The sequence below is a fragment of the Mesorhizobium sp. WSM4829 genome (genome assembly GCF_055811475.1).
In genome coordinates this window covers 39,661-63,537 of the sequence record NZ_JBVVQJ010000026.1, presented here as the reverse complement: position 1 = coordinate 63,537, position 23,877 = coordinate 39,661, and the positions used below count along the sequence as shown (strand labels likewise).

Below are 23,877 nucleotides of genomic sequence, written 5' to 3'. Positions count from 1 at the left end.
CCCCGGCCGAATTCACGCCCATGGCGCTTTCGGGACATTCCGAGGCCTATTTTCCTTCACGGAACCGGACGTTAAGCGCACCTGTATTGATGACCCGTTCCAGACATAGTCGAATAGTGCCCCAGGCCAAGGTCGATGTGGATGTGCAGGGCACGGTCACTTGGCGATCGAGAACGACCACGGATTGATGTCGTTGATCCAAAGGAACTCGTTCTCCTCGGCTGCGGTGCCGTTCGGATTGCGAAAGATGGCCGCGCATTCGGGGCCGAAGCTTTGCCATGAGATGCAGATGGCGCGATCGTCCACGGCGGAAGCCCATTCCTTGACGTAGATCCCCGACTGCACACCGTCGGGGCGCGACAGGGCAGCGACGCCGTCATTAGAAAAGGCGGTCGAGGCCTTCATGCCCGGCTCCTCACCGATGTTGCGGTAGTTGAGCGTGTGCCCAAGGACGAGTGACCGGATCTCGTCTCCAGACAGCCGATCGCCCGACGCCGGATCGTAGGGCTCCGGCAGCTCCGCGACCCCGGCCTTCTGAAGACCTTCGCGGAGGCGGCGGGCGTCGTCCGGCATCTTGAACGGAAACCTCTGGCCTGCCCACATGATGGTCCACGGCTCGCCCGCGCGGACCTTGACGTAGTGCGGCGCCGCCTCGGCCGGGCGGCCGAGATGCCCGTAGGTCGCGACCAGGAGAAGCCTGGCATCCGAATCGTAGGGATGGTCGGCGGCGCACTTTTCGAGTGTTGCGGCAGCCTCGTCGAGGCGATCTCCGGCAAATCGCAGGAGCCCCGCTACAACGCAGTTCGCTGCCTCCGAGCCGGGATCGAGCCCGATCGCAGTATCGATGCGCGCTTGCGCATCCGGCGCTCGGTCCGCGAGGATCAGCCATTTGGCAGCGCTCCACAGGTCCCCGCTGTTCTTCGGCTCGATCTCGACTGCGCGCTCCAGGTTGGCAATCGCCTCGTCGTGGAGCAGCGCGCCGCCGTGCGCGACCTCGGCGGCCGACCTGTAGGCCTGCGCCGGGGATTCCTCGCCTGCTCCCTTCACGACGGAGAACTCGAAGCGGCGCGACTGGTTGAACAGCAGGTACTCGTTCTTTTGAGCCGGGGTGCCCCCTGGGTTGCGGAATATCGCTGAACAGCTTCGTTGCCCTTGGGTCGGGATCTGGTTGAGACAGATCGTGTCACCCTCGATCGTGTTGGGCGCGTCGATTGTGTCCGGGCCGATCCTGATGTGGGCGAAGCCGTGGGCATCTGTCGTCCTCGAATATCGCTCCCCAGTGTTGAGCAGGCGTCCTTCAAACTGGTGGCCGAAGGTGAGCCTCCGGATCTCTTCGCCGCTGAGCCGGTCCTTCGACTTCGGTTCGAACCCGAAGGAGAGCTCGGGCACACCCGCCTTCCGCAGCCCCTCGAGCAGCCGCTTGGTATCGGCATCGTTCTTGTACACAAAGAATACCTGTGCCAGCAGACCGGTGAGCTGGCCATTGTCGGATTCCTTCAACATGGGATCGAGGCGCGCTCTGAGGGTGGCGACCTTGTCGGTCTGCCCAAGGTGACCGTAGGCCGATATCCCCAGCATCAGGCCATAGACGTTGCTCCAGAACCAGCCGTACTCGCCCGACCGCGGTTCGATCTTCTCGAGCGACGCAACGGCTTCGTCGAAGCGATCCATCGAGAAGTAGGCGAGGGCCACCAGGTAATGGCGCCAGCCGTTCCACGCCGGGTCGACACGCGCCGCTGCGTCGATGTAGCCACGCCCTTCCGCAGGCCGCCCGTTAAACGTCAACGCCGAGCTCATCGTCTCGTAGTTCCAGGCGTCGCTCGAATCGAGCGCGATGGCCTTCTCCAACGCCACGATCGCCTCGTCCGATTTCTGCTGCCGAACGAGGTGCTCCGCCAGTATCTGATAGTAGGTTGGGGAGGGACGCTTTTCGGCCTCCCGCAAGGCTTCGTCGAGTTTGCGCTGGTTTTCGACCCAGGTGATGCCAAGCGCCGTTAGCTGCTCGGGGCCGGGGGTGTTCCAATGCAGCCAAGCGAGCGAAGCCCAGGCCCGCCCATAATCGGGGTCGAGGGCGACTGCCTGCTGGTAGTAGGTCGCCGCCTTCGCGACGTCTTCCGTCCCGCGGCTTTCGAGCTCCAATCCCCGCAACCAAGCGTCATAGGCGGCGGGATTGCTCGTGCCGCCGGCGATCTGGGCGGCGCGCTGGCTTTCGATCAGCCGCAGCTTGAGCGCGGTCGCGATCTGCCCGACCAACTCGTCCTGCAGCATGAAAACATCGCCCCACGCGCCGTCGAAGCGTTCCGCCCACATGTGTCCGCTGCTCTCGCCGTCGATGAGCTGCGCGTTGATGCGAATGTCGTCGCCGACCCGGCGGATGGAACCCTCGAGCAGGTAGCGAACGCCGAGCTCCTTGGCGATGACGGTCGGCTGTACTGCCTTGCCCTTGTAGGTGAAGGCGGCATTGCGCGAGATGACGAAGAGCCCGGGGATGCGCGCCAGCTCGGTCGTGAGATCCTCGGTGATGCCGTCGGCGACGTAGCCCTGCTCCTTGTCGTCGGAAAGATTGTCGAACGGGAGCACCACGAGCGACGGTTTTTCCGAGGCCGTTGCGGCGGCGGGCGACGCAGACGCGGCGGCCGGGCCGGCTTGCTCCGCCGCAACGGGGGCGACCTCCGCAGCCGGCGGCGGAAGGGAGAGCGCCCATGGCCGCCACCAGGCCGCTCCGCCCGCAAGCGCAATCACGAGGGCCGTCGCGAGGGCCGGCCACAACCATCGGCGCGTCGCCACTTTGCCCGCGTGCGGGGCAGCGGCCGGCGCAGGGGAGGTCAAGCCGGTCAGAACGCCATAGACCCTAACCGGCTCGACGATGTTCTTCATCCGCTGCTCGCCGAGGTACTCGTAGCCCACGTCGAGCCGGTTGGTGACCTGGTCGTAGGCGGTCCCGGAAATCACGACACCGCCCGGCCGCGCCAAGGCCTGCAGGCGGTCGGCGATGTTGACGCCGTTGCCGTGGATATCGTCGCCCTCGACGATTACGTCGCCGAGATTGATGGCGATGCGGAACTCCAGCCGCTCATCGGCGGGCGCGCCGGCGTTTAGGTCGCCTTCCGCGCGCTGGATGTCGACCGCGCAGCGCAAGGCATTGATGACGCTTTGGAATTCCACCAGGATGCCGTCGCCCATCGTCTTGACGAGGCGGCCGTGATGGGCGGCAATCTTGGGCTCGAAAATGTCTTTGAGATTGGCCTGGAAGCGGGCGCGCGTACCCTCCTCGTCGACTTGGCTCAGACGGCCATAGCCAACGACGTCGGCGATCATCACGGCGGCTAGGCGACGGTCCATCCACCTGTGCAGCGCAAGCTGCCTCCGGGGCCAAGCCTACACGAGATCACTCGGGCGCGCCATCCGCCGGCCGAGCGAGCCGAGTGGATTGCAGAACTCAAGTCGGTTCAATCGGTCACCGCAATCCACTGATGGGAAGTTTCTGGTGCGTGTGGCCTGTCTCGACTGTCGGCGGGTTCGTGCGGGCGAAGATCTGCCTTCCGCACTTCGCACGACCCGGCATGACGGTGTCACGTTAAAAACGCGAAGGTTACGAGGTAAGAGGATGTCCGCTGTTGGCACTGTCGAGGCGACCGGATCAGCCCTGCCGGATTCCAACGCTGAATGGGCTGTACGGCTCAAACCAGTGGAATGACGTCATTCACCCCGCGATTTGCGGAGCGATCAGGCTCCAGCTGTGAGCGCTATCGGTGAAGCCGTGCAGCAGCAGCACCGGGATACCGTTTGTGTTGCCCAGTTCAACGTAAGCAAGCCGAATGCCGCGCTTCGTTGCGAATCTCGGCGATACGCGAAATGTCACTGTCAGTAGCTCCACGGATACTTCGTCTCCAAGGCTGCAAATATCAACAGACACGATCTCAGGTATTTTCGTTTGGAGGGAAAACAGTCGAATTGCGGGATTCTCTGCGGCTGATTCGCGGGATGGGTAGTCGGCTGTTCCGATCGAAATCGACCACCAGGAGATAAGCGTAGTGGCCGAGACCGAAAGGGTATATTGTCACTGCCCGCGTCATCTCTCAACTTGATGCCCAGCATTCAGATCACCAGTGCACCGTTGGATGAGATCGTCGGCGTTTAGCCCGTCTACGAGCATCGGCGCGCAGCCAGGAGGTCTCGAATGACACGCACATCACTTTCATTAGTTCTGTTGGTCGCAGCCGGTATGTTCAGTCTTCCGGTATCCGCCGAGGACATCCGATCTGGAACCTGGGGCGGTGCAAAATCCGACGAAGGAGCCGAAGTTTCAACTGCCGAATTGGTTGAGCTCCTGAAAACGGGAGCGACGGTGCTTGACGTGCGCTCAGCAAAGGAATGCGCCATTGCCCACATCCCCGGCAGTGTTTGCATGCCCGGTGTTCTTCGCAGCGACGGCAGCTACGGTGACAATCTCGATCAGATTTTCGACTCTTATCCTGATCGGGCTACGCCAATCGTCCTTTACTGCAACGGGCCTTACTGCGGGAAGTCGAAGCGGACTGCCAAGCCGTTGCTCGAAAAAGGATACACGGACGTCCGCCGGTATCAGCTTGGGCTTCCGGTCTGGCGGGCACTGGGCAACACGGTCCAGACGGATTTCGAGGGCCTCGCTTACATCTTGAAGGATGACCGCACGGCGGTGTTCGTTGACGCGCGCCCTCCAGAGACTTTCAAGGCCGACACGCTTCCGGGTTCCGTGAACGTGCGCAAAGGCGAGGCTAAGGCCGCCAATGAGGACGGGCGGCTTCCCAATACCGACAAAGGCACTCGCATCGTGGTTTTCGGCACGAACTCTGACGAGGCAGGCGAGGTCGCTGCCGAGATCGCGCAGAACGCGTTCTGGAACTCGAGTTATTTCAGCGGGAGCTACGAAGACATCAAAAGCGCGCGATTGTGGTGAGTGGACTGCGGCTTGGAATTGGTGGAGCGACGACTTGGACGGCCGATTTTCGCAAGGCAAACGGTCTTGTCCGCGAAGTGCTTGCCGAGGACAACCTTACGCCGCAGGTGAGAAGGCTCGCACACTTGCTGTTCGCTTTCGTGTTGAAGGCGACTTTGGGGGTCGATTCCAGGAGACCGACGTGGCCGTCGCCATGGGGCTTACAATGCTTCGTGCTCGCACCGGAGTTAGAAAGGCCGAACGATGTCTTTTCCATCATTGGCTGCTACCGCAATCGCGGTTGTGCTGGCGACAACTGCTGCTGGATCTGATGATCAGTTCGATGAGTTTGCCGTGCCTTTTAACAGCGCGGATTTGACGCTTCCGGATCAGACGCGGGACCTTGCGGCCGGACGCGAAAGCATGATGTTCAAGCCTGTTGGCGAGGGCCCTTTTCCGGCGCTCGTCATCATGCCCACCTGCTATGGACATCTCTACACCTCGAACACCTTCGATTGGGCGCGGCGTGCCGTCGAGCACGGGTACGCGGCGCTCGTCATTGATCCGCTGGCTCCGCGCGGAGTCAACGACAACTGTGTCCGGCCCTTGGCCATCCCTGCTTCTCGGCTCCTGAAGGATGCGTTCGATGCAGCCAACCACCTCCGTCGGCAGCATTTCGTCGATCCCGCTCGCATCGCTCTAATGGGTTTTTCGCAGGGTGCAATGACAGGACTCGCCGCCGCGGGATCGAGGCGGTCGCGACCGGATGCAAACGAGCCATTCCGCGCTATCGTGTCGGTTTACCCGGTTTGTCTCTTCGAGAACTTCCCGATGCCGGGGATGCTGCATCCCGTCGACATGCACTTCATTCCTGAAAAGATCGTCGTGCCGTTGCTGGTTGAAATAGGCGACCAGGACACGCAGGGCGGACCGCCGATGAACGGTTGCAAGACGCTACTCGAGGAACGGAAGGCGCAGGGGGATCCGGTCGAACACATCGTCTACCATGCGACACATGTTTGGGATCATCGGGAGTTGGGCAGCGCGGGGGAGCGAATGCGCGGCGTCTATGGCCAAGAGATCGTGTATCAATACAGCGCAGAGGTGACCGAACAGTCGGCGAAGGACACGTTTGCCTTCCTCAATAAGCAAATGAAGGGTCCATGACCGCATTCAGTCTGCCCTCCAACTCGACAAACATCGGCAGTGCCGAGGCCCAACGGTTCGTTGAACCGGCATTCGTGACCCGGTGCGGACCATTATACAAGACGCTACAATGGTCGCCTACGGCTGGGGATGCCGCCGTTCAACGCCCGCCTGTGTGTCGTTCGGATTCACCTTATCGCATAGATCTGCCAAAGACCTGGAATGTCCCTTAGCTCGATCTCACCTCTGTCATCAAACCTGAAATCTGAACCAACGAGTAAGTCCTTGACCGTTCTTGAAATAACAATGTCTGCCGGTTCGGCGTATGCGAGAAGCCGCGACGCAAGATGAACCGTAAGTCCACTGAGGTCTCCATCGCGGATATTGCATTCGCCGGTATGAATGCTGGCACGAAGGGGAACGCTAAGGCTGGCCATCCGATTGCGAATTGCGGTGGCGCAGTTGATTGCTCGTGTCGGGCCTGTAAACGACGCGAGGAAGCCATCTCCGGTTGACTTTACTTCAGTTCCACTATGCCTATGGAACTCATTGCGCGCCACGTCGTGGTGCTTCTGAAGCAGTTCCTTCCATTGCTGATCGCCCTTCTCGACGGCAAGTCGGGTAGATCCAACAATGTCTGTAAACAGTACGGTGAGAAGCACCCGCTCATATGACTGAACCGGGCGAACCCCCGTCACAAACTCCTCGATTTCCTCGACGAGCCGATCCTGACCGTCACCCCAGATGATGTGATCCGTGCCGGGCAATAGCACGAACTTGGCATTAGGTGTGTTCGATGCGAGGTAACGCCCTTCTTCCTGTTTTATCCATCTATCGTGCTCTTTGTGCAGGACAAGTGTGGGGACTCGTATACTCGACAGTATGCCCCGCACGTCTACCTCGGTACCCAATTTCCACATATTAAGCGCTGCCTGCGGGCTTGCCGAATACCGCATGTATGCCGCAGACCATTCCTGAGCCAATTGATCGTTTGACAGACTCGGAGCTCCGTCTCTGAGGTCGATGGCTCCGCCCCAATCTCTCCCCAGCTCTGCGAGTTGTTTTTCAGTTTCGTCCTTCGTCGGTGCCCAAGGGTAGTCAGGAGCCCACTCGCCCCGCGCCTGACACCCATGCAGAATTAAGCCAGCGGTCCGATCTGGATAGGTAGCAGCAAATAGCAGGCACATGTTGCCGCCCTCAGAGGTACCAAACAGTACGGCACGATCGGAGCCGGCCGCATCCATCACGGCGTGCACGTCCTCCATGCGTTGTTCTAACGTGGGATATCCAACGTCGCGGTCGGAAAGTCCGGTTCCGCGTTTGTCGAAGCGGATAAAGCGCGAAAATTGACTGAAGCGTTCAATCAGTCTGGCCAGGGGCGGATACTCCCAGTCGTAGTCGATATTGCTGATCCACCCTGGCACCCGAATAAGATCTATTGGCCCATCGCCAGTCACCTGATAGGCGATACTGATGTCGCCCGCCTTGGCGTAATGGGTTTTGGGTCGCATACAGACGAACATACACCGCAATTAGCAATCCACACTAGCGATGTGGCAAGCTGCTGCTTCTGGATGGAACCCGTAGTTTTTCAGCGTCGATCGTTGGCGTGGAATTCATTTCAGCTCTTGGCCGAAGGCCACAACACAGGCCGTCACGAATGCCCTACGATGTGCTCGACAAGGCGAGGTGCTTCCTCGGCGATCGCCAATATTGTGCCTGACTTGCGGGTGGAGGCGAAGTCCAGCCCTGCGAGGTAAAGGCCCGCCGATGCCCTGATCATGTGGTCGGAGCTCGTGGCGTTCGCCGGCCGCGTCGGAAGCGATCGAATTGACCCAAAAGGCGCTTCGCCTCAATCCGCATCCGGCTGCGTGGTATTATTGGGAGCTTGGGCTCGCTTACTACGCAGCCCGCCGATATGACGAAGCCGTCAAGATTCTGCGCAACGACGCTACCTACCGCAGCGGCTCACGCCGCATACTAGCCGCTTGCCTTGCACAGCTTGGGCGCACCGACGAGGCCATGCGTGAGGCAGCCCTGTTCATAGCGAAGACTCCGAACTTCACGATTGGTCATTGGGCCGCTGCACAACCCGCACGCGACGCGGAGACGGTCCAACGTTTCGTCGAGGGCTATCGCAAGGCCGGATTGCCGAAATAAACGGCGAACGGCCTGTTCACTCACCTTGATGAGCACTTGGCGAAAGAGCGCACGCTCGAAAAGTCCGCTCAACATCGAGTCGCGACGTTGGGGAAATCTTTGGCTACGTCAGCTCATGGCGCAAGATGCTCGTTCGTGCTGGTCAGAACGGGCGACCGCTCACCACCCGCAGCCGTCGTTCTTCCGAATCCTTTCCGCAACGTCTAGGCTGAACCGAAAGGGGGATTTCGATGCGTCGCCTTATCGACACGTGCGTCTGGTTGGACCTCGCAAGGACTATCGGAACCAGCCAGTCATCGCGGCTCTCGAGGACTTCCTAGACCATGAGGACTTCGGTCTCATCGTGCCGCAGGTGGTCCTGGGCGAGTTCGCCCAGAACAAAGACCGCGTGGCCGCCGACGCAAAGCGTAGCCTGCAGTCGCACTTCAGCCTCGTCCGAGTGCGGCGATTCGGGGATGAGAGCGAGGTCGACGCGACGATAAAGGCCCTGAACGAGGTGGATCATTCGGCCGTCTACAAAGGCGAGGCCCGTCAACGAATCCATCGAGCGCATCGAGCAACTACTTTTCGCTTCGGAGGCGGTTCCGGCCACGCAGGCCGTCAAGGCCCGCGCTGCCGACCGAGCGCTAGCGGGCGTTGCTCCTTACCACAGACAGAAGAACAGCATCGGGGACGCCATAATCATCGAGATTTACGCCGACCAGATGGGTCGTGATGGCACCGCAGGCGACGAATTCGCCTTCATCACGCACAACAAGACCGATTTCAGTCAGGAGGGAGGCGACCACCGCCAGCCCCCTGCCGATCTTGTTCTGCTGTTCGACGGCGTATCGCGAAGGTCGACTGCTGCCGCTGCTCGAAGATCAGCTTTGGAGAAGCGGTCAGAATGTCGCGAAATGGTGCGACCTGCGAGTTCTGGCAGATGAGCCGAACAGCAGCGTCGCCGCGCGACATTCGCATCGCGGCCGCTTCAAACGGCTTGATGTCGCCTTATTTGGTGTTGGAGCAAGCTATCGTGCTAAGATCGCTGGTCGGCACCGTGCTACCTCTAAGGCAACGCGGCTGCAAGTGCCGGTTCGTACGCATGAGTATACTGCCAAGCTGACCGCAGAAGACAATGCATAGATTTTCTTGCCGCAGATTCTCGCAAAAGCAAGGAGACGTTCATGAGCGCAAGTGGCCGATATCTCCGGAGCCTGATGGCCTGCATGCTTGCCTGTGTCTTCTGGGTGGATACCGCTTCAGCGCAGTCGAATAACGCCGGCTGTACGTTCCGACTGGTAGCAGGTACGTCCCGACAAATTCTGAGATGCCGGCAAGGCCTTACCATCATTGCGGAAGATGGCGCTCGTTTTGCACTGGTGGACCGTGATCGAAATGGTAGTGCCGATGCGGTCAGATTACGGCGCAAGGCGCTGTTGCTCGATGCTCCAGCCGGCAGGGTCCGGGGTGGCTTCGCTGTCGTCACCCCGCAGGCGATCGCCGCGGTGCGAGGTACAAAATGGGCAGTCGACGTTGCCCGAGGCAAGACTTCTGTCTTCGTCGTCAAAGGTCGCGTCGCCGTGCAAAGGCCGGCGTCCAATGCTGGCGTAGTCCTCGGGCCGGGTGAAGGCGTCGATGTGGAAGCAGGAACAGGCACACTGACGGTCAAGCGCTGGCCCGCCGCACGTGTTTCGGCATTGATGGCGCGTTTCGGTCAGTAAGCTAAATGAGCGGGCGAGCGCTTCAGACGCTGATCGCGCTTGTCCTGGCGGGTCTTTGGGGGGCCGGGCTTGGCTTTGCGCACTGGCGCGGCAGCATGTGGGGCCTCGATCGCGTCGAAGCAACGATGACGGATCTTCGAACGCTTGTTCGGGGAATCACAACGCCGCCGGAGCTGATTACCATTGTCGCAATAGACGACGAAGCGGTCCGAAACGAGGGCCGCTATCCCCTCAGCCGCGCCACGCTTGCCCGGATTGTCGACATGATAGCTCGCTTTGGGCCGAAAGCCATTGCGGTCGACCTGCTGCTGGTCGATCCCGGGACAAAAGATGATGATGAGGCGCTCGCGCGTTCGCTGCGTGGAACTTCAAGCGTAATCGCTGCTGCAGCGGTCTACTCGGGAGGTAAACAATCGATTGCAGTCGAGGGCGAAGGCCCTCTCGCCCGAGTGCCGAATGCCAAGCAGTTTTTGTGGCCCCTGAAGGCGTTCTCGGATATCGCCGCTGTCGGCGTCGTGAACGTGGTTACCGACTGGACGGGAACGCCTCGGTTCGTCCCGTTGCTGTTTCGGGCCGGAGATCGGACGGAAGCGTCTTTCTCCCTGCGCGTTGCCGCCATGGCGGTGGGAGAGGATCCGGGAATAGCGCCCGACTATCTATCTCTGGGCGGACAGCGGATTCGGACGGACATTGGTCACATACTCCCTCTGACATTCTATGGCCCCCGCGGCACGATCCGCACGATCAGCGCCACGACGGTGCTGGGCGGCCAAGTCGATGGCGGCATTATTCGGGATCGAATTGTTGTGATCGGAGCAACTGCAACCGGCGCCGGCGATGTTTTCCCGACACCGTTTGATCCCGTGCTCCCAGGCGTCGAGGTCATGTCGACGGCCATTGCCCATCTGATGACCGGCGACGGCATAGTGCGAGATCAGTACGTTCGCCTTGCAGATGCCGGCTTTGCGGTGGTGCTGCCGGTGGTTCTTGTGGGGCTGTTGGCATGGCGTCGCAACGCCATCGGCCTTGCAGCGATCGTCGGCGTGGTTGTGATCTGGTTCGTGGTCAATATGACCGCATTCTCACATCATATCTGGCTGAGCGCGGCGTTGCCGATGGCCGCCGCCGTTCCACCGGCTATTTTGTTCGGGGCCGCGCAGCTTTGGTTGGGCCGGAACCAGGCCCAGTATTTCGCCACGCAGAGCGAATTGCTTCAACGAGTTCAGGCCCCGGGCTTTGAGGCGTGGCTCGCGAAGCATGGCGACTTTCTCCTGGAACCTCTCCGGAGGGACGCCGCCATCATATTCATCGACCTGTCCGGTTTCACCGGACTGAGCGAAACATTGGGGCCGAACGCCACACGCGAACTTTTGAACACGTTCCATGCGTTGGTCGACGAAGAGGTGACAAGCTGCGGTGGCGTTGTCACGAATTTCATGGGTGACGGAGCCATGATCCTGTTCGGGCTACCGGAAGCAGCGACAGATGATGCCTTCAATGCTGCCCGCTGCTGCGCAGCGCTCTCCAGCCGTACCAACAACTGGCTCGTCTCGTTGCCCGCATCAACTGCATCCAGGCTCGGCTTCAAGATCGGAGCGCATTACGGAACAATCGTTGCGTCGAGACTCGGTGGCAAAGGCCGTCAGCACATCGCGACTACGGGTGATACGGTTAACGTCGCCAGTCGCTTGATGGAGATCGCGGCCGGCCAAAATGCCGAAGTCGCAGTGAGCGACGAAATGCTGCAAGTCGCCGGCCGCGACTGCGAGTTGTTCAAATCTGGTGCTCTAAGAGGACCTGTGGAAGCACAGGTCCGCGGGCGTTCAGGCTCGCTCGCAATCTGGCTGTGGCAGAGTTCGCAGACGCTGCAGGATACCAGGCCCCTTGAACAATGATGGTACGGAATGTCTGAATGGCGCCCGTTTGGCCGCGACACTTCGAATCCTGCCTGAGGCCTCGGCCAACCCGAACGGGAGATTCTGAAAAAACCCGCAATGATGGAAGGCAGCTTCGGGTCATGGGCGTGAATTCGGCCGGGGCGAACGAGCTTCCGCTTAGGGTCGCGAACGGCAGGTTTGGAGAAACGCAATGAAGGTCGGCAAATGGCGCTCCTAAACCGTTCGGCCGATCCCCGCCGAATGGCGATCTCCCCACCCGCAGCCGTCGTCTAGGCTGAACCGAAAGGGGGATTTCGATGCATCGCCTTCTCATCGGCTGATCTGTAGTCAGGCAGGAACGTAGGTCAACCTGATGACTTCCCCGCCGATTCGCTCGCTGGCCACAAGGCGGAGCGGTGGCCGAGAGCCGGCGAAGAAGGGCTTGCCGCGACCAAGCACCACGGGGTGAAGGTAGAGGCGGTATTCGTCGATCAGACCCATTTCGGTCAGGCTTTGCGCCAACTCTGGTCCGGAAGCGGAAATCTCTGCTGTTAGCTTGGCCTTTAGCCTGCGTATCACTACCTCGACGTCATCCGCGATAAGCGTGGCATTGGGACCGATCGACTTCAACGAGCGCGATACAACCCATTTCGGCTGGCGCCGCCACGCCGCCGCGAACTCGTGTTGCTCCGCACTCCACTCAGGACGGTCTTCGTCCCAATAGCGCATGGCCTCGTACATGCGGCGACCGTACACACTGCCGGTCAGGTCGCGGACGTGCTCTATCCAGTGACGAAAGAGCGCGGGACTTGGCGCAGGCAATTCCTGGTGGTCGACATAGCCGTCGAGGGACTGGTTCATTCCGAATACGATTTTCGCCATGCTGCAAAATCCCCCCGTCGCGTCAGGTATTCAAGACGAACGACAGCCAAGCGCCCCGACACATGCCAGAAATTTTTTCTTGTGGGGTCGTTACCCGGTTCTTGTCGCAAAATTCCCGAGTTTTGAATCGGTTTCGCGACTGATATTTGCCACGTCGCAAAACCGGATGTCCTGCGACGCCCTTTCTAACGTCAGACGTGCGGCACGGATTTGCCGAGTGGCTGCACCGCCAAGCGCAGGCCCATCGTGCGAAGGACGGCATTCAGGCTGCGCAGCTCTGGGTTCCCCTTCTCCGAAAGGGTACGGTAGAGTTGCGTGGGGTTCAGCTCGGCCGACTTGGCGACGACGGGCATGCCGCCGAACGCCTTGGTCATTTGCCGGAGCGTCACCAGCAGTTCGCCCTGATCGCCATCCGCAAGGATCGCGTCGAGCGTGGCAGCGGCCGTCGCCGGATCGTCCCGGAACAGATCGGCCATTGCGTCGTCATGACTGCGGTCTTTCATCGTCATTGCTCCTTCAAACATACGGTTTTGCCAGTCGCGCCAATAGTCACACGCCCGGTCAATGTCGGCGTCCTGTGTTCGTTTGGTGCCGCCGCACAAGAGCAGGATCACCGTCTTGCCCGATCGGACGTAGTAAACCCGGTAGCCAGGGTCGACATCGATGCGCAGTTCGTGTGCCCTCGCGAAGCGGCTTGAAGTCACCGAAGTTGCCTTGCTCAAGCCGGTTCAATCGTCGGATGATCGCCGCTTTGGCTTGTACGTCGCGAAGCTTGCGCAGCCAGCCGGCAATCAGGTCTTCGCCGTCACGCGTGATGTAGTGTCGTACATCGAACATATAGGCGATATTCGTTTAAAAACGAATTTTTCGAAAGCCTTTTTTGCCCGCTGACCATCACAATGTGGGAGCTGTACCTCGCGGATATCAGGAATTACGCGACAAATCGCGAGTCTGGCGCCAGACGGCGTGTCCACGTATGGGTTAGGGGCGGGTCTTCGCGGCCACCCTTTTTCAGACGTCGAATGTCCCTACTGCACCGTCAGTTCGGCTCGCTCGCCGGCTGTGATGGTCACCGTGCTTTCCTTCGAGCTGTTGTCCAACTTTTCGGAGACGACCGCGTAGTCGCCGGCCGGCAGCGCCGCCTGATATTTCTCGTCATAGGCGTAGCCGAGCGACTTGCGCTTGCCGTTGATGTCCTTCTTCGGATCGAAAATCTCGATCTTCGAAGCCCCTGGCGCGGTGATCGCCAGCACGCCGGCATTGATGGCGATCTTCAGATCCTGGTGCTCACCGGCCTTGACGCTGAACGGCTGCTCGACGACGGCAAGGTCGACCGTCGCCGTCAGCACATAGTCGTCGGGCGGCAGATCGAACTTGCTGTCGGGGCCATAGGCATAAGCCACCTCTTGCCTCGTTCCGTCGATCTTCTTTTTTGCCTTGAACACCTTGAAGCCAATGCCCGAGCCGTCGGCCTTGTCGCCGCCGGCAATGTAGTAGGCGTTGGCAACGACACGGCCGACGCCAACGACGATATCCTTGTCGACGACCTTGCCGGCAGTGAGCGGGATGGTTTCGGTAACCTCGCCCTGCCCGATCCTGACCGTGACTTTCTGATCGCCGGCCGGCAACACCACCTTGGTGTCGCCATAATAGGTCGCAGGCATTTCAACGCCCGGAAAGGCGATCACGACAGCCGCACCATCGGCCACATCCGCTCCCTCGCTTGACCGCGGATGAATGATGAGCGTGCCGGCATCGAGCACGAAGAGGGGTTTGTAGACCTGGCCCGCCTCGACCGTGATCTTCTGTTCGATCCTGGCCTCGCCATGGCGCGCCACGACTGCGTAATCGCCCGGCTCCAGACTGCCTTTATAAGCTCCGTATTCGGTGGCGACGTAATCGCCGCGCGTGCCGTCGGACTTTGCCTTGAATATCTCCCAGGAATTGCCGTCGGTGACGGGATTGCCGCCATCGGCGAGCACCACGGCGGGCATGAAGTTGAACTCCGGTTTTTCCGGCGCGGCGACCGGCGCCGGCGCTGGTTCGGGCGCAGGTGCAGGTGCGGCGGCGATGGTATCGACCAGCGCGTCCTGCAGCGCCTTCTCGTCGGAGGCCTGGATGTATTTGCCGCCGGTGTTGTCGGCGAGGCAAGCAACCTGCCTGCCCTCGTCCGCGGTCAGGCCGAAGCCGACGACGTTTACGGTGAAGTCGACGCCGGCAGCCCTCAGTTCCCTGCCGAGCGCGCAGGGGTCGCCTTTGCAGGTCTCGAGTCCGTCGGTGATCAGGATGACGGTGGCCCTGTCCTCGGTGTATTTCAGCGCCTCGGCCGCCTGCCTGACGGCTGATGTCAGCGGCGTCTTGCCGATGAATTTCAGGCTGTCGGCGGCAGTGGAAACAGCACCTGCCGAGCCGGCCTGCGGCGGCACGATGAGCTCGATGTCCTCGCAACTGCCCTTCTCGCGATGGCCATAGGCCATGAAGCCGATTTCCTTGTCGGCGGGGACCGATTGCAGCACCGTTCGCAGCGATTCGCGGGCGATTTCGAGCTTCGGCTTGCCGTCGATCTGCGCCCACATCGAACCGGAGGCGTCGAGAACGATGACGACACGGTCGGCGGCAAGGCCGAGCGTCGTCATCCACAACAGGAGCGCCGCCGCAACGATGCTCCGTGCAAGTCCCGCCATGAAATCTCCCCCCAGTCAGCGGCCGCCAGTTCGTCGCAGCCAGTCAGCTTCTGCCAGCCAGTCCATGCCCGCCAGTCCGTCCCAGCCGGGGGAAGCTATTTGACGCCGCGTCAGGATACAAGCCCGGGCGCCGGGGCACGTGGCGGGCCTGACTGCGCCAAACCTCTCAATATGTCGTGCGCCGCTCTTCGGAAGGCGGCCGGCCAAACTGCAGCCGGTAGCTCTGGGCAAAATAGGAGTGCGAGGTGAAGCCGGTGGCGATCGCCACGTCGAGGATCGGCATGTTGGTCTGGCGCAGCAATTCGCGCGCCCGCTCAAGCCTGAGCCGCATGTAATAGCGGCCGGGCGTCACACTGAGGTGACGCAGGAACAGCCGCTCGACCTGGCGCACCGACAGGCCCGCCGACTTGGCGAGCTGCACCGCCGACAGCGGCTCGTCGAGATGATCGGCCATCAGCTCGACGATGCGCCGCAGCTTCTCCGATTTGCCGGTCAGGTCTCGCTCGGGGCCGACGCGCTGGCGGTCGCCGGCGGAGCGGATGCGCTCGTGCTGGAACTGGTTGGCGACGCCGTTGGCGAGGCTCGAGCCGAAATCGCCGCGCACGATCTCCAGCATCAGGTCGATGGAGGTGGTGCCGCCGGCGCAGGTGTAACGCTTGCGGTCGATCTCGAAGACATTGCCGGTGCAGTTGATGTCGGGAAACCGTTCGACGAAGCCGGCGCGGTTTTCCCAGTGGATGGTGCAGCGATAGCCTTCGAGCTGGCCTGCCTCGGCGAGCAGATAGGAGCCGACCGACAGTGCGCCGAGCGCGTTGCCGCGCCGGCCCCAGCTGCGCAGCGCCGCCAGCACCTTGCTCTTGCCGGGAAACTCGGTGGTCAGCCCGACCGAGACGAAAAGAATATCGACCGGCGGCAGATCGGCGACAGCGTAGTCGATCTTGAGCGGCAGGCCGTTGGAGGCCATGACGGCATCGCCGTCGGCCGACACCGTCGTCCAGCCATAGAAGTCGTGGCCGAGCAGCCGGTTCGCCGACCGGAACGTGTCGATTGCGGCGGCCAGCGAGAACATGGAAAACTTGTCGACCAGCAGGAAGCCGAACTGCCGGCCGCCGTGAATGGGATCATTGGTGACCGGCCGCTCTGGGGGAACAGTGAGGTTCGGCAAAGCTTTGGGCTTTCCAGGTTCAGAAAGACGGCCGTTTCAATCCGGCCGCGAGATAGGCGGAAGCTAGCGTGTTGGCCATCAGCATGGCAATGGTCATCGGTCCGACGCCGCCGGGCACTGGCGTGATGGCGCCGGCCGTCTCGGCCGCTTCCGCATAGGCGACGTCACCGACGAGACGGGTCTTGCCTTCGCCCTTTTCTGGCGCCGCGATGCGGTTGATGCCGACGTCGATGACGGTGGCGCCCGGTTTGATCCAGTCACCCCTGACCATTTCAGGTCTGCCGACAGCGGCAACGAGAATGTCGGCGGTGCGCGCCAGTGCAGCCAGGTCCTTCGTGCGGCTGTGCGCGATGGTGACGGTGCAGTTGGCGGCAAGCAGAAGATTGGCCATCGGCTTGCCGACAATATTGGAGCGGCCGACGACCACCGCATTGAGCCCGGAAAGATCCTTGCCGCGCACACGCTCGATGAGCAGCATCGAGCCGGCCGGCGTGCAAGGCACGAACGCCGTCTCCAGTTCGCCGGTGCCGAGCTTGCCGACATTGATGAAGTGGAAGCCGTCGACATCCTTTTGCGGCGCTATTGCCTGGATGACCTTGCCAGCATCGATATGGCCAGGCAGCGGAAGCTGCACCAGGATGCCGTTGATGCCGGGATCGGCGTTGAGTTCGCCGATGATAGCAAGCAGTTCCAGTTCGGACATCTCGGCCGGCAGCGTGTGCTGGACCGAATGAAAGCCGCATTCCTTGGCGGTGCGGGATTTGGAGGCGACGTAAACCTGGCTCGCCGGATCCTCACCGACGATGACCACTGCGAGACCGGGCTTGTGCGCGCCCTTTTCCATCAGTTCGATCGTCAGGGCCTTGACGCGCCGCACCACGCCTTCGGCAACGCTTTTTCCGTCAATCAACTCGGCCATCAACCACCCTCAACATCGTTCTGCTTCGGGCGGCATTCTCACGAAAATCCGACCGGGCAATCCCGTCAAAGCGCCGTCTTATGCCGCTAACTCGAAACCGATGGCTTTTATTCTATTCGGCGCTCAGAAATAGCGCCGCGATCGGCTTTCGGTGAGTTCTCGAACCGCTTCGCGGAATTCGCGCAAGCTGGCTCGGATTTCCTCGATGGAGGCTTGCTGTTCAGCAGCTATCAAAGCCTGATCTGCCTCGTCCGACGAGGCTCGCGGATACTGCTGCTGCGGATGAGGCACTTGTCCGGCATGGGGCGGAACGGGCGTCTGGTATGCTTTGTCTTCAATGGGTGTCCGGCGCTCCTCTGCCTTGCGGCGCGGCCGCGAATCGGCGGTTTCGCGCAGGCTCGCATAGGCGCCGCGCATGGCGCCGAGGCCGACACCGGAAGCAAGCCCTGCCAGCAGGCCGGCAAGCACCGTCATGGCGCGCGACGGTCCGTTCGGCTCGAGCGGGGCGAAGGCCTTGGAGATCACGTTGATGTTGGCGGTGTTGATGTCCTTCTGCTCGCCGGTCTCCCTGGCGCGGAGAAGATATTGTTCATAGACGGAGCGTTTGGCGGCGGCCTCGCGCTCCAGTTCGCGCAGCGTGACCAGGTCGCTGTTGACGTCGCCGCTGCGGACCTTCAACTGCGCCAGTCGGGAGGCCAGATCCTGTTCTAGCTGCACGGCGCGCCTGAGGTCGACCTGCAGCGACGAGGCGATGCGGCGCAGTTCCCCGGCGATACGCTCGCGCGATCCGGCAAGCTGGGCATTGAGCGCCTGGAGCTCGGGATGGCGCGGCCCGAGCCGGATCGCGGCGCGGTCGGTCTCCTGCTTGAGCGTCGCATATTGCGAGCGCAGCTCGCTCATGGTGTTGGAGTTGATCTCCTCCGGCAAGGTGCCGCTCAGAACCGAATTCACGTCGATCGAGCGCGCCGACGCCGCGCGGGCGTTAAGTTCCAGCGTGCGCGCGCGGGCGATGGCCAGCTGCTGGTTGAGCTTGAGCATCTCGTCGTCGCTGATCAAATGGCCTTGCGCGTCGACGAGGTCGTGCGCGGCCCTGAAATCCTCGACCTTGCGCTCGGCCACTTCGACGCCCTTGCGCAGCTCGTCGAGCCTGCCCGTCAGCTCGTTGGTCGCGCGGCCAGCGGTGTCGGACTGGATCTGACCGAAGGTCTGCAGAAAAACATCCGTCATCGTGTTGGCGATCAGCGCCGACTTCTCGCCATTTTGCGTGGTGGCGCTGACGGAGATGACAAAGGTCTTGCCGCCGCGCTCGACCGCAAGGCTCTCGGCCAGATTGGCGACGGCCAGCGCACGGCGGCGACCTTCACCGGCAGCCGGCCCGTCATTGCGCGACAGGATCGACCGGATGACCGTCATCATCCCCAGCCCATCGGAACCTTGCCCGTTGAACTCCGGATCATTGACGAGATTGAGCTTGTCGACGACCTTGTTGAGAACGGTGCCGGAGGTGAGCACGCGAACCTGGTTCTCGACGATGGCCAGCGTCGCGTCGGACGCAACCACGGATTGCGTGAGGTCGCGGTCGGTGAGCTTCAGGTCGCGCGGGTCGACGATCAGCTCTGCGGTGGCTTCGTATTTCTTCGGCGTCGACAGCGCGATGGCGACGCCAAGCGTGGCGCCCAGTATCGTCATGGCGACGATCAGCAGCTTCGAGCGGGCAATGCCGCGGACGACCTGCATCGGATCGATCAACGGCTTCCATTCTTGTCTGTCGTCATCCTGATGGGAAGACCGCCGCTCGTCATCTGCATATCCGGGTTCGGGTGCGGCGTATCGAGGCTCGAACGCGGCGTATCGAGGCTCGAACGCGGCGTACCGAGAATCGGCATCGGAACGGCGGTCCTCGGAAACAGCGGCAGCAACCGGCTCCTTCCGCGGCATGGCGTATGGAGGATCGAACGCGGCTTCCGCATGGTCCGCTTCAACGGGCTCGTCACTCTCAGGTGGCATCCGCGCCGCCGAAGCCGATGCATCCTCGGCTTGAAACCGGCTTGTTTCATCGTTTGCCGGTAACTCCGGAGTCACCCAGCGTTCCGGGGTCGCCGTGGGCTCCGGGGCTGCCGAGAGGTCCGGATGCGCTCGCCCCTCGCGGCGTAAGCGCGCGAGACGATGGCGCGTTGCGGCATCGTCGCGCCATGACGGGTCTGCCCGGTCCCCGATCGCAACCAGCGATGGTTCTTCTTCGCCGCGCAACGCCTGGCCGAGCGCCAGCAACGAGCGCTCGCGCTTCCAATCTTCACGGTTTTGCCTGTCGACCATTGTCGTGGAGCTTGCCCTTTGCGGCTTGGACGCGCGGTCAGCCATTCGTTAAACCACGCTAAACAAGTATAGGAAACAAAAGGTTAATTTCCCAGCCTTGAAGACACGGTTTCCCTCTAGGGTTGTGCCCTTCCTGAAAGCATCGACAGCGCCCAGAACCGCGCGTTAAACTTTCCGGCCTATGCTGTCTCGACACATGACTCAGGCTGGCAACATCCCGCAAAAACGGCCTCTCGCCCGGATCCGCGCTTTCGTCGCCGAGCGACGGCGGCTGGTTCGCGACTATCTTTCGGCGATCAGTGGCGCGGGCGGGCGGCTGGTGTTTTCACTCGCCTATTTCATCGCGCTGGCCAACACGCTGTCGATCGCCGAGTTCGGCATGTTTGCCACCGCTTCGGCGGCCGGCGTGATGCTGTCGCGCATCCTGGCCTTCGGCTTCATCTCGGCGCTTTACCGAACCGCCACCATCCGCCCCAATCTGATCGGCACCTTCACGGCAGGCTTCCTGCTGCTTGGCGCGATATCGCTGCCGTTGCTGGCGGCCGCCTCCTACGGCGTCTACCTGGTCTTCTTTGCCGGCACCGTGCCGCTGTCGGTCTTTGCGGCGATCGTGTTTGCCGAGGCGTTGCTGTGGCGGCCGGTCGAGGTGGCGCTGATCGTCAACAACGGGCTCGGCAAATTCGGCCGCGCCGCCCTGCTGACGATCCTGGCGACGGCCTTGCGGGCGCTCGGCGCCGTGCTGTTCATGTTCGCGGCGCAGCCGACCATAGGAGCCTGGTCCTGGTATTACATCGGCGCCAACGCCGCCTCGCTGCTCATCGCCTTCGGATTTTTCTATCCGCGACAGCGGCTGCGGCTGCGGCTGGCGCTCTATCTGCGGCGGCTCGCCGATTCCATCTACGTGGCCGGCGCAGAGGTGCTGTTCTACCTGCAGATGGAATTCGACAAGCTGCTGGTGCTGGCGATCGGCGGTCCGCACCTCGCCGGCATCTATGCCATCATCATGCGGCTGGTCGACCTGACGGCGATCCCGATCCGCACCTTCTCGATGATGCTGGTTCAGCGCATGATGCGGGCGCCGGAACTTTTGTCGCGCCTTTCGGTCAGGAGCGGTATCGAAGGCGGCGTGTTCGCGGTCTCGACGCTGGCGCTGGCGGCACTCGGCATCGTGCTGCATTTCTTCCCCAACGCGCTCGGCAGGAATGTTGCGGAGGCCGCCCCTTTGGTGGCGCTGGCGATCTGCGTGCCGGGCCTGCGCAATCTCGTCGAATACCAGGCCGAGCTTCTGTTCGCGCGCGGCCAGACACTGGTGCGGGCGATCAACCTGGCGCTGCTTGCCGGGCTGAAGGCGGTGCTGCTGACCTATGTGCTGACCCATATCCTGGACACACCCGATCTGGTGCTGTCGCTCAACGTCGTCTTCCTGCTGCTCTATCTCGCCTCGGCGCTGCTCACCTACTCGGCGATGCGCAGGCCGGCGAAGTCGGTCTAGGTCCATCAGCTGGCTGCCGTCGCTGCCGAGATGGGATGGACACTTCGATTCGTTGGCAGTAGTCGCTGGCGATGGGACGCCACAAATGATCACGCGTGGTTTACAGGTGAAGGCCGTTTCACCGGCGGCAACCGCGAGCGTGACAAGCGAACGGGGTTCGCCATCCCCTTCAAGCTCAATCTCGCTGGCATCGCGCAGTTCGCGGTCAAACCATCATGGGCGATCAACTACTATATGCATGAGCGGTTCCGGCTGCCACAGCTCGATGGCCATGTCGACATGGGCGGCGGCGCGATGTCGATCAGCCGCTACTTCACGGAGATGTTGGACCCCTCCATGTCGTGGGGCGACGTTGCCGAGATGGTGCAGCACTGGGGCGGACAGTTCTGCCTAAAAGGCATCATGTCGGTCGAGGATGCCAGGCGTGCGGTCGAGATTGGTTGCACCGGAATTGTCCTATCCAATCACGGCGGTCGCCAACTCGATGGCTCGCGTACCGCGTTCGACCAGCTTGCCGAGATCGTCGATGCGGTGGGCGACAGAATCGATGTGATGATGGATGGTGGCGTGCAGCGCGGCACCCACGTGCTCAAGGCCCTGTCGCTGGGCGCAAAGGCCGTCGGATTGGGCCGCTACTACCTTTTCCCACTGGCGGCCGCCGGGCAGGCCGGCGTCGAACGCGCGCTGGAATTGATGCACATCGAGATTGAGCGGGGCATGAAGCTGATGGGCTGCACCTCGGTCAACGAGCTCACGCGACGGAACCTGCGCTTCCGCCAGTAACAGGCGACTTCCCACCTTTTCATGACCTCCTGCCAGGAAGGTCGGGGGCCTAAGCCCGGTCGTTAAAGGGCGATGAGTTTTTATCCTCGAACTAATCGAGCCCGATTAGGCGGCGGATGCGGCCGACATCGGTGCCGATAAACGACTGCATGCCGATGGCCACCTGTTGCGGCGCCATGGCGGCGACGAAACGGCGGAACTCGTCATCCGACAGCGCCTCGCCCGTCCAGTGGACGTGGCAGAACTCCTCCGAGCCATGGAAATGGCCGGCGCCATCGAGCACTTCGTCGACATAGCGGCCGTAGATCATGCATTCGGAGAATTTGCGCGCCGCACCGACGATTTCGACCCAGTCGCGGCCATGGATCTTCTCGATCCGCGCGCACAGCGCCGTCACCGTTTGGCGGCGCCAGGCAATCAGCGTCGAAATGTAGTCGTGGGTCGAAACCTCCGATGGCTCGATGCCAAGCGCCGAACCGGCATTGCGCGACCTCCGCGCTCCGTGCAGATCACGCATGAAAAGCTTTCGCATGAATCCCTGCAGCATTTTCCGACGCCGAAACTGCTAGATTCGTTTTTTTCAGAAGATTGGCCGTTTCGCAAGCATCGAGCCATCAGGCCCAATTCAAGGACAATTGCTCACACGCTCTGTCAATTTTGTCTTTGAGGCTTGTGCGTGGTACGATATGGTACAAAGAAGGTGATGTTTGTTTGGACATTACGCGGAGCAACGGTAATTTAGAGTCATCTAATGTATCAAGACTCCGCGCTCCAATCGCTCGAAGAGCACAAAAGTAAGAATGCGAAATTTACGCATTCTCTTGATTTTTCAACCTTTGGCTATCAACCTCACGAGCAATTTCCGGCTTTCCGTTTCGCCAATCGAGGCGTGATGGACTTATCAGCCGTGCGGGATTGTCCTCAATCCTTTCCGGCCCGCCAAACGGTGTGGAACCTGGATAGACTCGCTTTTATGCGAACTGAGCTTCCAGGCGAAAATCATGCTCATCGCCAGAAGCATCTGAAAAATGCCGTTCTTGACCATTGGTATGTCACCCTGCCGTTTTGCTTGCCGGATGAGTGGCATAAAGGCGAGAAAGCTGTGCCTGAGCTGCACTGCCTGGCCAGCCCGTTCGATAGACAAATCAATCACGACGGGGTCCTTACGCTCTTCATCCCAAACGATCTGTTTACCTCGACTGCCGGGCTCCATCGAATGTTGGATGCCAAGTTCGAAGGAGGGCTCGGTAAGCTGCTGGCAGACTACCTGCTTCTTCTCAACCGGTCGCTGGCGGATTTGCAGTCGCCGGAGATACCATACGTCGTCGAGGCAACACGAAGCCTTGTGGCCGTATGTCTCGCGCCCTCCCAGGATCGCTTGAGAGAAGCACAAACCCCAATCGACGCGACATTTCTAGGCCGAGCGCGACGGATGATTGACGGCAGACTTGTGGATCGCCAACTGACGTCCCAAACGCTGTGCGCGGAACTTGGCGTGTCCCGCTCCCGGCTATACCGAATTTTCGAGCCGCTCGGGGGAGTAGCTTCTTACATTCGCAAGCAGCGGCTACTGCGAACGCGGGACGCGCTCTCCGACATTGGCGATACGCGGTCCATATCCCGGATCGCCGAGCAATGGGGCTTCGTCGATGCTTCCAGTTACAGTCGAACGTTCAGGCACGAATTCGGCATTTCACCGAAGGAAGCACGGGATATAGGTTGGGCGAGTGATGGCTTCGTCGTGGCGCAGCAATGCCAGGCACGACACGAAGGGCCGCAAACGCTTTACCAGCTACTCCGCACTGTCGATGGAACCTGACCGGACCGAGCAC

General features: G+C 61.3%; 19 protein-coding genes and 4 pseudogenes. 11 read left to right on the top strand and 12 right to left on the bottom strand.

Annotated features, from left to right (window positions below; translation table 11 throughout):
• Nucleotides 1-156 precede the first annotated feature (156 nt).
• Together AC0L17_RS23055 and AC0L17_RS23050 are read right to left on the bottom strand one after the other, a co-directional pair.
• A complete protein-coding gene (locus tag AC0L17_RS23055) occupies nt 157-3,318 on the bottom strand; it encodes an adenylate/guanylate cyclase domain-containing protein (protein ID WP_473517537.1) in 3,162 nt (1,053 codons plus the stop codon).
• A gap of 385 nt (nt 3,319-3,703) precedes the next feature.
• Nucleotides 3,704-3,862: an alpha/beta fold hydrolase gene (locus AC0L17_RS23050; protein ID WP_473517519.1), complete on the bottom strand. Its 159-nt coding sequence runs from the start codon at nt 3,860-3,862 to the stop codon at nt 3,704-3,706.
• 318 nt (nt 3,863-4,180) lie between these two features.
• On the opposite strand from AC0L17_RS23050, the gene AC0L17_RS23045 reads away from it, so the two are divergent.
• Together AC0L17_RS23045 and AC0L17_RS23040 are read left to right on the top strand one after the other, a co-directional pair.
• Entirely contained in the window at nt 4,181-4,939 is a 759-nt protein-coding gene (locus AC0L17_RS23045; protein WP_473517518.1) for a rhodanese-like domain-containing protein, read from the top strand.
• 243 nt (nt 4,940-5,182) lie between these two features.
• Nucleotides 5,183-6,085, top strand: a complete 903-nt coding sequence (locus AC0L17_RS23040) for a dienelactone hydrolase family protein (RefSeq protein WP_473517517.1) — start codon at nt 5,183-5,185, stop codon at nt 6,083-6,085.
• 167 nt (nt 6,086-6,252) lie between these two features.
• On the opposite strand, the gene AC0L17_RS23035 is transcribed toward AC0L17_RS23040, so the two are convergent.
• Nucleotides 6,253-7,575 (bottom strand): adenylate/guanylate cyclase domain-containing protein, encoded by a 1,323-nt coding sequence (locus tag AC0L17_RS23035; RefSeq protein ID WP_473517516.1) that lies wholly within the window; start codon nt 7,573-7,575, stop codon nt 6,253-6,255.
• Nucleotides 7,576-7,894: 319 nt separating this feature from the next.
• Between AC0L17_RS23035 and AC0L17_RS23030 the strand changes: the two genes are divergently transcribed.
• Nucleotides 7,895-8,224, top strand: a complete 330-nt coding sequence (locus AC0L17_RS23030; RefSeq protein WP_473517515.1) for a CDC27 family protein — start codon at nt 7,895-7,897, stop codon at nt 8,222-8,224.
• A gap of 316 nt (nt 8,225-8,540) precedes the next feature.
• Here the strand turns inward: AC0L17_RS23030 and AC0L17_RS23025 are convergent, their stop codons facing one another.
• Complete coding sequence (locus AC0L17_RS23025; RefSeq protein ID WP_473517514.1) at nt 8,541-8,768, bottom strand: hypothetical protein; 228 nt, start codon at nt 8,766-8,768, stop codon at nt 8,541-8,543.
• Here AC0L17_RS23025 and AC0L17_RS23020 point away from each other — a divergent pair.
• The 4 genes and pseudogenes from AC0L17_RS23020 to AC0L17_RS23005 all read left to right on the top strand — a co-directional run.
• Nucleotides 8,725-8,931, top strand: a pseudogene (locus AC0L17_RS23020) (PIN domain-containing protein); the annotation flags it as partial. The gene AC0L17_RS23025 and the pseudogene AC0L17_RS23020 sit on opposite strands and share 44 nt — an antisense overlap.
• A gap of 7 nt (nt 8,932-8,938) precedes the next feature.
• Nucleotides 8,939-9,349 (top strand): hypothetical protein, encoded by a 411-nt coding sequence (locus AC0L17_RS23015; RefSeq protein WP_473517513.1) that lies wholly within the window; start codon nt 8,939-8,941, stop codon nt 9,347-9,349.
• 41 nt (nt 9,350-9,390) lie between these two features.
• The gene (locus AC0L17_RS23010; protein ID WP_473494474.1) at nt 9,391-9,927 is read left to right on the top strand and encodes a FecR domain-containing protein; all 537 of its coding nucleotides are present in this window, start codon (nt 9,391-9,393) and stop codon (nt 9,925-9,927) included.
• A gap of 5 nt (nt 9,928-9,932) precedes the next feature.
• A complete protein-coding gene (locus tag AC0L17_RS23005) occupies nt 9,933-11,822 on the top strand; it encodes a CHASE2 domain-containing protein (protein WP_473517512.1) in 1,890 nt (629 codons plus the stop codon).
• 330 nt (nt 11,823-12,152) lie between these two features.
• On the opposite strand, the gene AC0L17_RS23000 is transcribed toward AC0L17_RS23005, so the two are convergent.
• From AC0L17_RS23000 to AC0L17_RS22990, 3 genes and pseudogenes are all read right to left on the bottom strand, one after another.
• Nucleotides 12,153-12,686: a dihydrofolate reductase family protein gene (locus AC0L17_RS23000; protein ID WP_473517511.1), complete on the bottom strand. Its 534-nt coding sequence runs from the start codon at nt 12,684-12,686 to the stop codon at nt 12,153-12,155.
• Between the two features lie 191 nt (nt 12,687-12,877).
• Nucleotides 12,878-13,189, bottom strand: a complete 312-nt coding sequence (locus AC0L17_RS22995) for a helix-turn-helix domain-containing transcriptional regulator (RefSeq protein WP_473517536.1) — start codon at nt 13,187-13,189, stop codon at nt 12,878-12,880.
• 21 nt (nt 13,190-13,210) lie between these two features.
• Nucleotides 13,211-13,466: pseudogene (locus AC0L17_RS22990) on the bottom strand (type II toxin-antitoxin system RelE/ParE family toxin); the annotation flags it as partial.
• Here AC0L17_RS22990 and AC0L17_RS22985 point away from each other — a divergent pair.
• Nucleotides 13,401-13,577, top strand: a complete 177-nt coding sequence (locus AC0L17_RS22985) for a hypothetical protein (protein WP_473517540.1) — start codon at nt 13,401-13,403, stop codon at nt 13,575-13,577. The pseudogene AC0L17_RS22990 and the gene AC0L17_RS22985 sit on opposite strands and share 66 nt — an antisense overlap.
• Nucleotides 13,578-13,714: 137 nt before the next feature.
• Here the strand turns inward: AC0L17_RS22985 and AC0L17_RS22980 are convergent, their stop codons facing one another.
• The 4 genes from AC0L17_RS22980 to AC0L17_RS22965 form a co-directional block, all read right to left on the bottom strand.
• The gene (locus tag AC0L17_RS22980; protein ID WP_473517510.1) at nt 13,715-15,370 is read right to left on the bottom strand and encodes a vWA domain-containing protein; all 1,656 of its coding nucleotides are present in this window, start codon (nt 15,368-15,370) and stop codon (nt 13,715-13,717) included.
• Nucleotides 15,371-15,536: 166 nt separating this feature from the next.
• The gene (locus tag AC0L17_RS22975) at nt 15,537-16,535 is read right to left on the bottom strand and encodes a GlxA family transcriptional regulator (protein WP_023800286.1); all 999 of its coding nucleotides are present in this window, start codon (nt 16,533-16,535) and stop codon (nt 15,537-15,539) included.
• A gap of 19 nt (nt 16,536-16,554) precedes the next feature.
• Nucleotides 16,555-17,454 carry a bifunctional methylenetetrahydrofolate dehydrogenase/methenyltetrahydrofolate cyclohydrolase FolD gene (folD, locus tag AC0L17_RS22970; protein ID WP_473517509.1) on the bottom strand — a complete coding sequence of 300 codons (900 nt, stop codon included), beginning with the start codon at nt 17,452-17,454 and terminating at the stop codon, nt 16,555-16,557.
• A gap of 123 nt (nt 17,455-17,577) precedes the next feature.
• Entirely contained in the window at nt 17,578-19,770 is a 2,193-nt protein-coding gene (locus tag AC0L17_RS22965) for a GumC family protein (RefSeq protein WP_473517535.1), read from the bottom strand.
• Nucleotides 19,771-19,966: 196 nt separating this feature from the next.
• Between AC0L17_RS22965 and AC0L17_RS22960 the strand changes: the two genes are divergently transcribed.
• Nucleotides 19,967-21,262 carry a lipopolysaccharide biosynthesis protein gene (locus AC0L17_RS22960; protein ID WP_473517508.1) on the top strand — a complete coding sequence of 432 codons (1,296 nt, stop codon included), beginning with the start codon at nt 19,967-19,969 and terminating at the stop codon, nt 21,260-21,262.
• A gap of 120 nt (nt 21,263-21,382) precedes the next feature.
• Nucleotides 21,383-22,045, top strand: a pseudogene (locus AC0L17_RS22955) (alpha-hydroxy acid oxidase); the annotation flags it as partial.
• A gap of 91 nt (nt 22,046-22,136) precedes the next feature.
• On the opposite strand, the pseudogene AC0L17_RS22950 reads toward AC0L17_RS22955, so the two are convergent.
• Nucleotides 22,137-22,535: pseudogene (locus AC0L17_RS22950) on the bottom strand (DUF6492 family protein); the annotation flags it as partial.
• A 261-nt stretch (nt 22,536-22,796) separates the two neighbouring features.
• On the opposite strand from AC0L17_RS22950, the gene AC0L17_RS22945 reads away from it, so the two are divergent.
• The gene (locus AC0L17_RS22945) at nt 22,797-23,864 is read left to right on the top strand and encodes a helix-turn-helix domain-containing protein (RefSeq protein ID WP_473517507.1); all 1,068 of its coding nucleotides are present in this window, start codon (nt 22,797-22,799) and stop codon (nt 23,862-23,864) included.
• Nucleotides 23,865-23,877: the final 13 nt, after the last annotated feature.